The sequence below is a fragment of the Pseudomonas sp. MWU16-30316 genome (genome assembly GCF_020515645.1).
Lineage (GTDB): Bacteria > Pseudomonadota > Gammaproteobacteria > Pseudomonadales > Pseudomonadaceae > Aquipseudomonas > Aquipseudomonas cerasi.
This window is the reverse complement of sequence record NZ_JAIZAZ010000005.1, coordinates 174,006-187,700: the sequence shown is the minus strand read 5'-3', so window position 1 is coordinate 187,700 and position 13,695 is coordinate 174,006. Positions and strand designations below refer to the sequence as shown.

The following is a 13,695-nucleotide window of genomic DNA, read 5'->3' as shown; positions in this document are numbered from 1 at the left end:
CACAACCATTGTGTCTTGGTCGCTGCCCATGACGCTCGTTAAAGTCCAGTACAAGGCGATCAGCATTAACAGCCAAGCGGCTGATCGACGCTTATTCAAGGAAACCCTGACATGCCTTTTTCCGATTATAAAACCGCGCTGGTCACCGGCGCTTCTTCCGGCATTGGCGAGGCCGTCGTCGAGCGGCTGTGTGCCGAAGGTTTGCAGGTCCATGCGCTGGCGCGCAGTGCAGACAAGCTGGCGGCACTGGCGCAGCGCACCGGTTGTATCGCGCACGCTATCGACGTGACTGATCTGGCTGGCCTGACGGCCTTGTTTCAGGCCCATCATTTCGATGTCGTGGTCAACAATGCCGGCGTCGACCGGCCCGGCTCGCTGCTCAAGGCGGACGCTGAAGGGATCGATCTGCTGGTCGATGTGAACCTGCGCGCAGTATTGCAGATTGCCAGGCTCTCGTTGCCGGGGATGGTCGAGCGTGATTGCGGGCACATCATCAACATCAGTTCGATCGCTGCTGCCTACAACTTCGGTGGCAACTCGACGTACCACGCGACCAAGGCTGCGGTAAGCATGCTGTCCCGTCAGTTGCGCATCGATGCCTTCGGCAAGCGCGTGCGGGTCACCGAAATCTGCCCGGGGCGCGTGGCGACGGATATCTTCGCTCACGTGCATGGCGACTCCGAGGAAGTGCGCAAGCGTTTCATCGAGGGCTATGAGCTGCCGGTGGCCAAGGACATTGCCGATGCGATCGCCTATGTGATTGCCGCGCCCATCGCGGTCAACATCGGGCATATGGAAATCACCCCGACGCTGCAGGTGCCCGGCGGTCTGTCGACTGCGCGTCCGCAGGACTACGAAGGCTGAGGCTGCGTCTGCAAGGGCTGTCCCCCATCACGAGAGCGGCATCAGCCGCCATGTCATACCCGCGCCAGACCCGCTGGCGCCTTGCTTCTGCCCTGGCTGAATGTCTATGGGAACAACCATGACGAGTAAATTCGATCTTTCAGCGATCCTGCAGGGCGAGTACGCCGAGCTGATCGTCAAGGGCATAGAAACGACCCTGCAACTGGCATTCGTTGCCTGGTGTCTGGCCATGGCGGTAGCCCTGCTGCTGGTGTCGATTCGCCTGACCGGCAACAAGTACGCCGAGCGCCTGGTGGCGGGTTATGTGTCCTATCACCGCAATGTGCCGACGCTGGTGCAACTGATGCTCTGGTATTTCGGCATTCCCACGCTGCTGTCCGAAAACACACAGATCTGGCTGGCCAACTACAGCACCGAGTACCTGTTTTCGGTCATCGCCCTGGGCCTTTGCCAGGCGGCGTATTTCAGTGAAGACATTCGCAGCGGGTTACGCGCGATTCCGGCCGGGCAAGTCGAGGCGTCGCGCGCGCTGGGCCTGGGTTATGTGCGCTCGATGCGTTACGTGATCCTGCCGCAAGGGGTTCGCAACTGCCTGCCGTCGCTGATCAATCACACGGTCCTGCTGTTCAAGAACACCAGTCTGGTCATGGCCATCGGCGTGGTGGAGCTGACTTATGCCACCCGCGAAGTCGAGAACTACACCTTCCGCACCTTCGAAGCGTATCTGGTCGCAACCGTGGTCTACCTGGCCATTTCATTGATGCTGATGGGCCTGGGTGCTGTGCTGGCCCGGCAATTCAGCAAAGCCATGGCGAGGTAGGCGGCGATGTTCGATGTCTTCACGATTGTTCGCGATAACTGGACCTTGCTGCTGGTCGGTCAATACCCCCACGGTCCGATGGGCGGCCTGATTTCGACGCTGATGCTGGCGGCGCTGGCCCTGTTGCTGGCCTTTCCTCTGGGGCTGCTGTTGTCGCTGGCGCGGGTTTCGCCGTGGCGCTGGCTGCGCTACCCGGCGACGGTCTGGGTCTACGTGATGCGCGGCATTCCGCTGTTGATGGTGATTTTCTGGACCTACTTTCTGGTCCCCTTGCTGATCGGCCATAACATCACCGGTTTCACCACCATGCTCTGCACGCTGGTGGTCTATCAGAGCGCCTATCTGTGCGAAATCATCCGCGGCGCTATTCAGGCGCTGCCGACCGGTCAATACGAAGCCTCCCGCGCGCTGGGCATGGGCTACCTGCGCACCACGGTCTGGGTGATCCTGCCGCAGGCGCTGTACAACGCCTTGCCGAGTCTGATCAGCCAGTTCATTTCGATCATCAAGGAAACGTCGCTGGGCTACGTGATCAACGTCCAGGAAGTGACCTTTGCCGCCAATCAGATCAATAACCAGCTGCTGACCAAGCCGTTTCAGGTGTTCTTCATCCTGGCGATCACTTACTACGTGCTGTGCTACGGCCTGACCCGTCTCGCCGCCGTGGTGGAGCAGCGGATTGCCCGCAAACGTGAAGGCGATGTATCGCCTGTGCCCGTTCCCCGGCCTTTGACTACCGATAATTGAGGGTTGCCCAATGCATCCGATGATCATGTTTTCCAGGATCAATAAATGGTATGGCGAGTACCAGGCCCTGACCGATATCTCCGCCGAGGTGCAGCGCGGCGAAGTGGTAGTGCTGTGCGGGCCCTCAGGCTCGGGCAAGTCGACACTGATCCGCACCGTCAATCGTCTTGAGGACGTGCAAGAAGGCCAGATTCTGTTTGACGGCCGTGACGTGAACGGTACCGACGCCAACGTCAATCGGCTGCGCAGCCGCGTGGGTTTCGTGTTCCAGAGCTTTAATCTGTTTCCGCACTTGTCGGTGCTCGACAACATCATCCTGACCCCGACCAAGGTCCGTGGCTTGAAGAGCAGTGAAGCGCGCGCCCGCGCCATGGAGTTGCTGGATCGGGTGGGGCTGGCACACAAGGCCGGTGCCTACCCCGCACAGTTGTCCGGTGGCCAGCAGCAGCGTGTGGCGATTGCTCGCGCGCTGGCGATGGAGCCGCCCGTCATGCTGTTTGACGAGCCCACCAGCGCTCTTGACCCGGAAATGGTCGGCGAGGTGCTCGGCGTCATGAAAGGCCTGGCCAAAGAGGGCATGACCATGATGTGCGTCACCCACGAGATGAATTTTGCCCGGGAAGTGGCCGACACCATCTGGTTCATGGATGCGGGGCAGATCCTCGAAAAATCCAGCCCTGAGGTGTTCTTTCAGCAACCGACCCATCCGCGTGCCCAGCGCTTCATTGCCGACCTGCGCAGCCATTGAGCGCAGGCACTGATTTCAGCGAATCACTCAATTCATTTCCAGGAGTCTCACCATGCGTATCAAGTCTGTACTGGCTGCACTGGCGTTGTCGCCGCTGGCTGTTTCGGTGGTCCATGCTGATCAGCTCAGCGATGTGATGAGCAAGAAAAGCCTGAGCTGTGGCGTGTATGCCGACGTTCCGCCGTTCTCGGCACCGGACCCTCAAACCCGCGAACTGGTGGGCATGGACGTCGATCTTTGCAAAGCCCTGGCCAAACACATGGGCGTGGAGCTGGAACTCAAGCCACTGTCGGTCGAAGCACGTATCCCGGAAGTCAAAATGGGCCGTGTGGACGTGATTTTCGCCAACCTGGCTTACACCAAGAGCCGTGCCGACCAGATCCAGTTCAGCGACCCTTACTACATCGCCAAGGAAACACTGGTAGTCCGTGCCGCGAATGCCGATCAACCGAAATCGTTCTTCAAGGGCAAACGCATCAGTTCGACCAAAGGCTCTACCTCCGAGCAGTCGATCCGTCTGGCTGACGCGACGCCAGTGACCTTCCAGGACACCGGCTCTGCCTATATGGCACTGCAACAGAACAAGGTGGTGGGTCTGGTGACCAACACCATGACCGCAATCAAGCTGGTAGGGCAGGCCAAGGCCGGCGGCGTGGAATTGGCCATTGCCAAGGAACCGATGGCGCTTGAGCCCATCGGTGCCGGCATGCGCCAGGGCGAACCGGCCTTTCTGGCGAAGGTCAACGAATCGCTGCGCGCAATGGAAGCCGCAGGTGAGATCGACGCGATCTGGGCGCACTGGATCGGCCCGAATACCGAATACAAGATGGTTCGCGAAGACAAGGTACAAAGCCTCAGCGAATTGAAATTCGACCCGTTGCCTTGAGCAAGGGCATGAAGCCGACCAAACGGTCGGCTTCATGCCGCACGGCACCATCGCATCTTGATCAGATATTGATATTTCCTTGATGGTTTATTGATAGCCGAGGTTCAGAGTCCGACCGACAGTATCAATCGTCGGCATGACCCCGCGTGGGCGTCTCAGAGGACAAAATGTCTAATCGCTCAGGTTCGGTTTCTCCATCGGCAGTCGCTGCTTTCATCACCCGAAAGAGACGTTTCGGCGTATCCCCTGTATGGCTGGTTCCGCTGCTCGCTGCCTTGATAGGCCTGTCGCTGCTGATCAGCAGCACACTGTCGAAAGGCTCGAGAATCTTCGTCACCTTCCAGAGCGCCGAGGGGCTTGAACCTCACAAGACGAGGGTCAAGGTCAGGAATGTGGTGATTGGCGAGGTATCGGCCGTGGCCTTGAACAAGGACCGTACAGGCGTTGTGGCGACGGTGGACCTCGATGCCAGCGCCCGTGCTTTCACTGCCGAGGACTCCCTGTTCTGGGTGGTGCGCCCGCGTATAGGCGTCACCGGTGTATCGGGCTTGGATACCGTGCTTTCCGGGCCATTTATCGCGGCGGACAGCGGTACGTCCGGGCATACGAAAAAACACTTTGTCGGTCAGGAAGCTCCGCCACCCATTACCTACGGCGCAAAAGGCACGCGTTTTACCCTGCACGCCGCAGACATGGGCTCACTGGAGGTCGGGTCTCCTGTGTACTACCGACGCATTCAGGTCGGACAGATAGCGGCCTGCCATTTATCCGCAGACGGCAAGGGCGTGGATGCGGAAATTTTCATCAATGCGCCCAACGACAGTTTCGTGACCACCGACACGCGCTTCTGGAATGCCAGCGGCATTGGCATGACGGTGGATGCCGATGGTCTGAAAATAAAGACTGAATCGGTCTCGACGCTACTGGCGGGAGGGGTGGCCTTCGTCGAGCCGGATTACCGTACGAATGCGCCCCGGGCCGCGGAGCATGCACGCTTCATGCTGTTTGACGACCAACAGAAGGCGCTGTCGCCGCCCGACGGCGAACCGGGTTACATCCGTATGATATTCAGTCAGTCGCTGCGGGGGCTGGAGGTCAATTCGCCGGTCGAGTTCATGGGCATAACGCTGGGGCGAGTCGTCTCGGTAGACCTGGACTACGACGCCGCCAGCAAGTCGTTCACCAGCATCGTAGGGGCGCAGATATACCCCGACCGCCTGGGTATGGCCAATGAAAAAATCGTGAAGACGTTAGGCGTTACCGATGATGCACGTACGGCACAGTTGATAGCCGATTTCGTCAAACGAGGCCTGCGTGCGCAGCCTCGCAGCGAGAGTCTGCTGACCGGACAACTGTATATTTCCCTGGGTTTTATCGCCAACGCTGCGCCGGTGCCGTTCGATGTCAGTGCGCAGCCGCTGATAATCCCGACCGTGCCGGGGGAGCTTGAAAAGATGCAGGAGCAGGTACAGCAGATCATCGACAAGGTCAGCAACGTGCCGGTGCAGGAGATCGCCGGCAACTTCAATGGCAGCCTTGGCGAGGCGCAAAAGACGTTCAGGCTTTTCAACGCGCAGGTGATGCCTGAACTGCACGGCGTTCTGCTGCAATCCCGAAGCACACTGGACATTGCCGGTGCAGCACTCGCCGAGGACTCGCCTGTGCACCAACAGATCGACCGGACAATCGACGACGTTCAGCGCATGGCCCGCTCGGTAAGGGTTCTGACCGATTACCTGAGCCGCAACCCCGAAGCCTTGATCCGTGGCCGCACCCGGCAGGATCGACCGGGTGTCTACCAGAGGACCGCGCCTGCTCAGCAGGCCGATTAAGCCGAGCCGGACGGCTTCAGTACCTCGGTTTGACCGCCTTCCAGTCCGGCTTGTATTTTTGCATCTGCTTCACGTCATCGCGCTGCCGAATGCCACAGCTGTGATACTGGTCGTTGAGCTTGCCGAGCTGGTCATGGTCCAGTTCCAGCCCCAGGCCGGGCGCGCGGGTGATGCTGACGCAGCCGTCGACAATCGGCAGTTTGCCGCCCTTGATGACTTCCTCGTCCGGCTCCTGCCACGGGTAGTGCGTGTCGCAGGCGTAGTCCAGATTAGGCACCGACGCTGCGACGTGGGCCATGGCCATAAGGCTGATACCCAGATGCGAGTTGGAGTGCATCGACACGCCGAGGCCAAAGGTGTCACACATCTTCGCCAGTGCCTGAGTGTCGCGCAGGCCGCCCCAGTAATGGTGGTCAGCGAGTACGATTTGCACGCTGTCGAGGGCCACGCTGCGGCGGAACTCGTCGAAATCGGTTACCACCATGTTGGTTGCCAGCGGCAGACCGGTGCGTTTATGCAGCTCGGACATGCCGTAGAGGCCCGGCGTCGGGTCTTCGTAATATTGCAGATCATTGCCCAGCAGCTCTGCCATGCGAATCGAAGTCTCCAGTGACCAGTTGCCGTTGGGGTCGATGCGCAGCGGATAACCGGGGAAAGCCTTTTTCAGCGCCTTGATGCACGACACCTCGTGTTCCGGCGGCAGTGCTCCGGCCTTGAGCTTGATGCTTTTGAAACCGTAGGCTTCGATCATGCGCCGGGCCTGAGCAACGATCTGCTCTTCGCTGAGCGCTTCACCCCAGCTGTCGGGCGCGTAAGGCGCATCGGCATGCTGCGCGTATTTGAAAAACAGGTAGGCGCTGAAGGGTATCTGGTCACGAATGGCACCGCCGAGCAGGTCCACCAATGGCAGGTTCATGGAACGCGCCTGCAGGTCCAGAAACGCCACTTCGAACGCAGAATAAGCATTGCTGACCGCCTTGCTCGCGTGTGAGCCCGGCGCCAGTTCGGCACCCGCCAGGCTGGCAGGCTTATGCGCTGCCACGGTCGCCTGAACGATGCTGCGCAGCTGATTGAGGTTGAACGGGTCGAGCCCGATCAGCTGGTTCTGCACGTGTTGCTGAATCGCCAGTGCCGGGGCATCCCCGTAGCTTTCACCGAGACCGATGTAGCCGTTGTCGCTTTCCACCTCAATGATCGAGCGCAGGGCAAAGGGTTCGTGAATACCACTGGCGTTGAGCAGTGGCGGGTCGCGAAAGGCGATAGGGGTCACGGTCACACGTATGATTTTCAAAGGGCGGTCTCCCGGAGGTCAGGGTTTGAGGCTGGAAGGGGTGCCAGTAACGGCAGGGCTGAGCGCTGCAGGCCGCTCAGCCCTTGACGGGCGGGCGCGATCACCTCGTGGCGTGGTGCGGGCGAAGAAGATCACCACGGCAGCCAGCAGCGATGTCGCTGCCAGTCCATACAGACCGCCTTGAATCGAACCGGTGGTCTGTTCCAGAAAGCCGAACGTGGTGGGCGCAACGAAACCGCCCAGGTTGCCGATTGAGTTGATCAGCGCAATGACCGCAGCGGCAATGCGTGCATCCAGATAGCCCTGAGGGATTGGCCAGAACAGCGCAGACGCGGCCTTGAAACCGATGGCCGCGAAGCAGATGGCGACAAAGGCGAACACCGGACCGCCGACGGTGGACATGAACATGCCGGCGGCGGCGATGACCAGGGTGACTGCCACCCAGGCCTGCTGGTGCTTGAAGCGTGCAGCCAGTGCTGCAAAACCGTACATGGCCACGATGGAGATGATCCACGGGATCGAATTGAACAGCCCGACCTCGAAATCGCTGAAGCTGCCCATCTTGCGGATCATGCTCGGCAGCCAGAAGGTGGCGCCGTAGATGGTCAGCGCCACGGAAAAGTAGATGAAGCAGAACAGCAGGATCTGCCGGTCCGCCAGCAGGCGCAATACCGAGGGTCTGACGGTTTGTGCTGCTTCGCGCTGCCGTTGCTCTTCGGCGATGGCGGTGCTGAGCGCGGTTTTTTCTTCGTCACTGAGCCAGCGGGCTTCGTGAGGATGTGATTGCAGCCAGAACCAGACGAAACCGCAGAGCACGATCGACGCGAAGCCTTCGATCAGGAACATCCATTGCCAGCCATGCAGGTTCAGGCCCTCGATGCCGAGCAGGGCGCCGGACACCGGTCCGGAGATGACCGACGCTATCGCCGAGCCGCTGAGAAACAGCGCCATGGCTTTGCCGCGGTCGCTGGAAGGCAGCCACTGGGTGAAGTAATAGATGATGCCGGGGAAGAAACCGGCTTCGGCGGCGCCGAGAATGAAGCGCAGCACGTAGAAGCTGGTTTCACCTTGAACGAATGCCATGGCCATCGCAGCCGCGCCCCAGGTAAACATGATGCGGGTCAGCCAGGCGCGGGCGCCGTAGCGCTGCAAGAGCATGTTGGAGGGGACTTCGAACAGTGCGTAACCGACAAAGAACAATCCGGCGCCCAGCCCATAAGCCGCTGCGCCGATACCCAGATCGGTTTCCAGATGGCTGCGTACAAAACCGATGTTGACCCGGTCGATGTAATTGACGATGAACATCACCACGAACAGCGGCAGCACGTGGCGTTTTACCTTGGCGGCCGCACGGGCAAGCACCGTGGCGTCCGTAGTACCAGGGACGGTATTCAAGAGGCGACTCCCATTCATTGTTATTTTGGGGATGAGTCGATCATGAGGGCGTGTATTATTCCCGTCCAATCCAGTTAGTGACTTGATTGATACCGGGAGTGGATCAATGTTCGAGCTTTCTCAACTGCGTTGCTTTACCACGGTGGCAACGGAGCTGAATTTTCGCCGTGCCGCCGAACGGCTGAACATGACGCAGCCGCCATTGAGTCGGCAGATTCAGATACTGGAGCATAATCTGGGCGTCGAGCTGTTCACCCGCAGCACCCGCAGTGTGGCCCTGACCGCGGCGGGCAGGGCTTTTTTCATCGAGGCGCAGACCTTGCTGGAGCGTGCGCAGCAGGCGGCCATTTCCGCGCGACGCTTTGCCGAAGGTGACATCGGCTCGGTGACCATCAGTTTCGTCGGCAGCGCCGTGTACGAGTTTCTGCCCAGGGTGATCGCCGAGGCGCGCCTCAAGCAGCCGCAGGTGAAGATTTCCCTGACTGAAATGAACACCTATCAGCAGCACGAAGCACTCAGGGCGCGGCGCATTGACCTCGGTATCGTGCGAGCGCCACTGTTTCAGCCGGGGTACGAGAGCGAATGCCTGGTACGCGAGCCTTTTGTGCTGGCCGTGCCGAGCAATCATCGATTGGCGCATGCGGACTCTGTCGCGGTGGCCGATCTGGATGGCGCACCGTTCCTGATGTATTCGCATTCGGCGTACCCACCGTTCAACGAACTGCTGACCGGTATGTTTCGCTCCGCACGAGTTGCACCGGAGTATGTCCAATGGCTTGGATCGTCACTGACTATTCTGGCGCTGGTCAACGCTGGCATGGGGCTGGCACTGGTACCGCGTTGTGCGACCAATGTGGTGTTCAAGGACGTCGTGTTTCGTGACATTGACCTGGGCGAAGGCGTGCAGAGCGAGTTGCACCTGGTCTGGCGCACCGACAATGACAACCCGGCGTGCCGGATGCTGCTCGAAGCCATTCGTGCGGCCGTCAGGGCGGATGAAAATTGAAGCGAAAAACCTTGTAACGTAGTGGTATCAACTATCATTCATTCAGTCGATAGTCATCATCAAGCAAGGCAAGTTCTGTTTTTCCGGCAAAGGAGGAGGATGGCGCCATAGCCACCTGCTCCAAAGGGAGACGACGCGATGAGAATGTTCAATCTGTTGACGTTTGCTGCCGTGTTCAGCACCAGCATTATGTTCACTGCCCCCGTCAATGCTGCCGTCTCTCCGGTCTCCGAACAGTCCTGCCATTTCATGCCCGTCGTCGACAGCGCTGCCAGCCTGCAACACACTCAGTCGGTGGGCGTGCTGTACAGCGAAAACACCCTCAGCAACCTTCAGTATTTGAACAACTACCATTCGGTGGCACTCCGGAGCGGCAGCAATGGCGCACTCGATGCGCGTATCCGCAACGCATTCATCAACAGCTCGGATCCTGCGCTGGCGACCGACTGGCTGGTGGGCTCATTGAAGAAAGAGTTCGCCTCGGTAACCGTTTACAACAACCTCGATGCGCTGATGCAGGCCCGCCCGGACGTAGTGGTCATGCTCGACACTTACAACCGCCTGGTGAGCAAGCGCAACAGTCAGGTCGAAGCGCGTTTCATGGCGCGCTTCTATGACAACAACCTGCAATACATCGGCAAGGCCGAAGGTGAAGTGGTTCGGCAAATGACCTCGGTCTGGGTGCAAGGCAAGGCCGCTCCGGAGATCGCTGCACAAATCGATCAGCAGCGTGATTTGCAGGTGAATGCCTTGAAACAGTTCGACGCCTCGCTCAAGGCTCTGGTCATGCAGGCCGACCGGGCTCAGGTGGCGGCGAACTGATGGAGTGACTGCGCCAGGCTGAGAAGGCGCGGCGCAGCATTTCACACTGGCCTCAGCTATTGATGACCTGGGCAAAGTTGTTGCTGAACGCGACCTGCGAGACACCCAGCACTGACGCAATCATTCGTGAGCCGCTGCCTTGCAGCTGTATCTGACCACAATGGTTGTTCTGCGGCGTCAACTCGGTGTTGACCGACAGAAACTGCTCATCGATTTTTGTCGCTGCAATACCACCTGCCATCAGCATGGTAGCCAGCGGATCGAAGATCGGCACGGGAAGCCCTTCGGCGTGTGTTCCGGATTTGTGTTCGAGCACTTGTTTGACCAGTGTGGCGACAGGGTCGGTGGCGGTGATCAATTGCCAGTAGCTGGCGTCGAGGATGATCTGGTTGCAGACATCCAGCGGCACCAGCGTCAACGGCAGGCTTGACTGGAAAACAGTGTTGGCGGCGACAGGGTCGACGAACACATTCCATTCTGCATAGTGGTTGCTGCTGTAGGCCTCTCCCTGATCCCATGCCTTTTGCGCGTTGTTCAATGCTGCGACGTTGCCGTCGACGTAAACCGCGCCGGCCATGGCGACGATCTGTTCGACCATTTTGAAGTCGGCTGGCTGGCTGCTCAACGAAAGCATCTTCGCGATGTTGGTAAAGCCCCCCAGCGACAGCACTGTGATGGGGTCCTGGCTGTTTTTTACCGTCTGATACATGAACTCCCAGGCGGGCAGGCTCGACAGTTCCGGCAGCGTGGCAGGGTTCAGTGTCCCGAGCAGGCCCATGATGTCGTTCATGTCGTTTTTGAAGGGTTGCGGAAAGCGGTTGTCGTACTCAAGTGGCTGATCGGTACCCTTTGCCACGACGCTGCCGAGTCGATTGCCGATGCCCAGCAAATGCTGCGCGATGATCACGCCCCAGCCGAGGTCTGTTTCGCCGCATCCGGTCACTGTAATGCCGAGGATGTCGATGTCCTGTCGCTTCATCAGGTAGGCGATCGACAGTACGTCATCCCAGCCCATGTCCGTATCGATAATGACTTTCCTGTTCACGGTAATGCTCCTTGCCTGTAGGGGACGATTGAAAAGAAGGTGTGCAAGCGCCGTTGACTTATGCGAAGGCACGCGGAAAAAAGGTTGCCAACAGGTTATTTCAATTAAACCGATGCACGGCTCGGTTTTACCGTAAAGAATTAATCACATCCGCCGAGAGCCTGACAAGTGAGCCGACAATTAGCTGTCCGGTTCGCATGATGAGCAGCAAGCCACGTGTGCTTTGACTGTGGTAACAGAGAAGCCTTGCGATGCTGAAAAAACTACCGGGTGCCTTGCGTGCCCTGATGTCTGTGCCTGCTGATAACCCCAGGTTGTTGCAGGCCCAATACGTTGCGTTGTCCCGGCAACTGCCGTTGATGTACTTCGTGCTGCTGGTCAATACCTGGGCGTTGGCGTTCACCCATTGGCGAACCGCTCCGGTGTGGCTGACGCTGCTGGTCCCGGCGCTGCTTACGGTTATCTGTGCCGTCCGTGCACGCAAATGGTTGCGCACGGTAAACCGGCCGCCACCCGCTCCGGCGATCATTCTGGCCACGCTGCGTGGTACACATGGCCTGGCAGGCGTGATAGCGGCCGGGTTTGCCGCCTGGTCGCTGTCGCTTTACCCTTACGGCGATGCCTACTCCCAGGCGCATGTCGCGTTTTTCATGGGTATTACGGTGATCGTCTGCATCTTCTGCATGATGCACTTGCGGCCTGCAGCGCTGACCACCGCCCTGGTCGTCAACACCGCCTTCGTCATTTTCTTCGCCTCGACGTACAACGTTACCTTTATCGCCACAGCGGTGAATATCGTGCTGGTGTCGATCGGCATGCTGATCATTCTTCATTACCAGTACCGCGATTTCACCAGCCTGGTGAATGTGCAGGTAAAGACCGAGCAACTGAGTAACGAGAATCTGCTGCTGGCCAATCAGGACAGCCTGACGGGCCTGCCCAATCGTCGCCAGTTCTTTCAGACTCTGGATGCCGCGATGACCGAGGCAATGGCGCAGCGCAGCGGCCTGGCAGTGGGGGTATTGGACCTGGACGGGTTCAAGCCGGTCAATGACCTCTATGGTCACCGCATCGGCGACCGTTTGCTGATGCTGGTGGCTGAACGCCTGACCAGCGCCTCGAGTGACAAGGTGCATGTGTCGCGACTGGGCGGTGACGAGTTCGCGCTGGTGATCAAGGGTGACATGCACAGTGACGCGTTGCTGGCGTTTGGCAAACACCTGTGTGACCTCATGCACGAAAGCTTCGAACTGTCGGACATGCCGATCCAGATTGGCGCGACACTGGGCCTGGCGACGTACCCGGCCACGGCGGATAATGCGACCCAGCTGTTCGAGTTTGCCGATTACGCGCTGTATCAAGGCAAGAACCATAACCCCGGAACCACCTGCCTGTTCTCCGCCAGCCACCGTGAGCAATTGCATGCCGACGGCGTTACCGAACAGGCCTTGCGGCGCGCCAATCTGGAAACCGAGTTCCACGTATCGTTTCAGCCGATCATTGAGAGCTGCACGCGCGAAACGGTGGCTTTCGAGGCACTGGCGCGCTGGAACAGCCCGGAACTGGGGTCTGTTTCGCCGGCGCATTTCATTCCGATCGCCGAGCGCATCGGCATGATCAACAAGCTCACCGTGCCCTTGTTGACCCAGGCGCTTGGCATGGCCCTGTCGTGGCCCGCGCCTATCAGGCTGTCGTTCAATCTGTCCGCGCACGACTGTGCGACCTGGGAAAGTGTCAGCAGAATTGTCGAGATCATCGAACACAGCGGCTTCGATGCGTCGCGGCTCGATCTGGAAATCACCGAAACGGCGGTCATGCAGGATATTGCTCAGGTGCAGCAGGCCATTACCCAGTTCCGCAAGCTGGGTTGCGGTATCTCGCTGGATGACTTCGGCACCGGCTTCTCCAGCCTCAGTCAGTTGCACGCGCTGGCGCTGACCAAGCTGAAGATCGACCGCAGTTTTGTCACCGGCGTGCACCACAACCCGGCCAGTTACAAGATCGTCAAATCGCTGGTTGCCTTGAGTCTGGACATGTCTCTGGGCTGCGTGATCGAAGGCGTCGAAACACAGGATGAGCTGAATGCACTGACCACCCTGGGTTGTACGATGGTGCAGGGCTACTTCTACAGCCCGCCGATCAGTTTTGCAGAAACGCTGGCCTGGATTGAAATACCCGATGAAGAGCGCACCTTCGGTTACGCCGCATCGTGCCCTCTCTGATCGATTGCATGTGGGCG

At 59.1% G+C, this 13,695-nt stretch carries 12 protein-coding genes; 9 read left to right on the top strand and 3 right to left on the bottom strand.

Annotation, left to right across the window (positions count from 1 at the left end):
• Positions 1 to 111: 111 nt before the first annotated feature.
• From LCH65_RS17575 to LCH65_RS17550, 6 genes are all read left to right on the top strand, one after another.
• On the top strand, positions 112 to 864 hold the full coding sequence (locus LCH65_RS17575) for an SDR family oxidoreductase (RefSeq protein WP_003370854.1): 753 nt from the start codon (positions 112 to 114) through the stop codon (positions 862 to 864).
• Positions 865 to 982: 118 nt separating this feature from the next.
• The gene (locus tag LCH65_RS17570; RefSeq protein WP_003370856.1) at positions 983 to 1,684 is read left to right on the top strand and encodes an amino acid ABC transporter permease; all 702 of its coding nucleotides are present in this window, start codon (positions 983 to 985) and stop codon (positions 1,682 to 1,684) included.
• A gap of 6 nt (positions 1,685 to 1,690) precedes the next feature.
• A complete protein-coding gene (locus tag LCH65_RS17565; protein WP_003435366.1) occupies positions 1,691 to 2,431 on the top strand; it encodes an amino acid ABC transporter permease in 741 nt (246 codons plus the stop codon).
• A 19-nt stretch (positions 2,432 to 2,450) separates the two neighbouring features.
• Entirely contained in the window at positions 2,451 to 3,179 is a 729-nt protein-coding gene (locus tag LCH65_RS17560) for an amino acid ABC transporter ATP-binding protein (RefSeq protein WP_173427771.1), read from the top strand.
• Positions 3,180 to 3,231: 52 nt separating this feature from the next.
• Positions 3,232 to 4,065 (top strand): ABC transporter substrate-binding protein, encoded by an 834-nt coding sequence (locus LCH65_RS17555; protein WP_058396896.1) that lies wholly within the window; start codon positions 3,232 to 3,234, stop codon positions 4,063 to 4,065.
• A gap of 167 nt (positions 4,066 to 4,232) precedes the next feature.
• Positions 4,233 to 5,897 carry an MlaD family protein gene (locus tag LCH65_RS17550; RefSeq protein WP_226439680.1) on the top strand — a complete coding sequence of 555 codons (1,665 nt, stop codon included), beginning with the start codon at positions 4,233 to 4,235 and terminating at the stop codon, positions 5,895 to 5,897.
• A gap of 16 nt (positions 5,898 to 5,913) precedes the next feature.
• On the opposite strand, the gene LCH65_RS17545 is transcribed toward LCH65_RS17550, so the two are convergent.
• Positions 5,914 to 7,188: a glucarate dehydratase family protein gene (locus LCH65_RS17545; RefSeq protein WP_096128486.1), complete on the bottom strand. Its 1,275-nt coding sequence runs from the start codon at positions 7,186 to 7,188 to the stop codon at positions 5,914 to 5,916.
• Positions 7,189 to 7,206: 18 nt separating this feature from the next.
• Positions 7,207 to 8,550: an MFS transporter gene (locus LCH65_RS17540; RefSeq protein WP_164989741.1), complete on the bottom strand. Its 1,344-nt coding sequence runs from the start codon at positions 8,548 to 8,550 to the stop codon at positions 7,207 to 7,209.
• Positions 8,551 to 8,689: 139 nt separating this feature from the next.
• On the opposite strand from LCH65_RS17540, the gene LCH65_RS17535 reads away from it, so the two are divergent.
• Positions 8,690 to 9,589 carry a LysR substrate-binding domain-containing protein gene (locus tag LCH65_RS17535; protein ID WP_003370874.1) on the top strand — a complete coding sequence of 300 codons (900 nt, stop codon included), beginning with the start codon at positions 8,690 to 8,692 and terminating at the stop codon, positions 9,587 to 9,589.
• Positions 9,590 to 9,727: 138 nt separating this feature from the next.
• Positions 9,728 to 10,411, top strand: a complete 684-nt coding sequence (locus LCH65_RS17530) for an ATPase (RefSeq protein ID WP_226439679.1) — start codon at positions 9,728 to 9,730, stop codon at positions 10,409 to 10,411.
• A 52-nt stretch (positions 10,412 to 10,463) separates the two neighbouring features.
• Here LCH65_RS17530 and LCH65_RS17525 read toward each other — a convergent pair whose 3' ends face one another.
• Positions 10,464 to 11,456, bottom strand: coding sequence for a nucleoside hydrolase (locus LCH65_RS17525; RefSeq protein WP_226439678.1), 993 nt, complete (start codon positions 11,454 to 11,456; stop codon positions 10,464 to 10,466).
• Positions 11,457 to 11,707: 251 nt separating this feature from the next.
• Between LCH65_RS17525 and LCH65_RS17520 the strand changes: the two genes are divergently transcribed.
• Positions 11,708 to 13,678, top strand: a complete 1,971-nt coding sequence (locus tag LCH65_RS17520) for an EAL domain-containing protein (protein ID WP_054080943.1) — start codon at positions 11,708 to 11,710, stop codon at positions 13,676 to 13,678.
• The last annotated feature ends 17 nt before the right edge of the window (positions 13,679 to 13,695 follow it).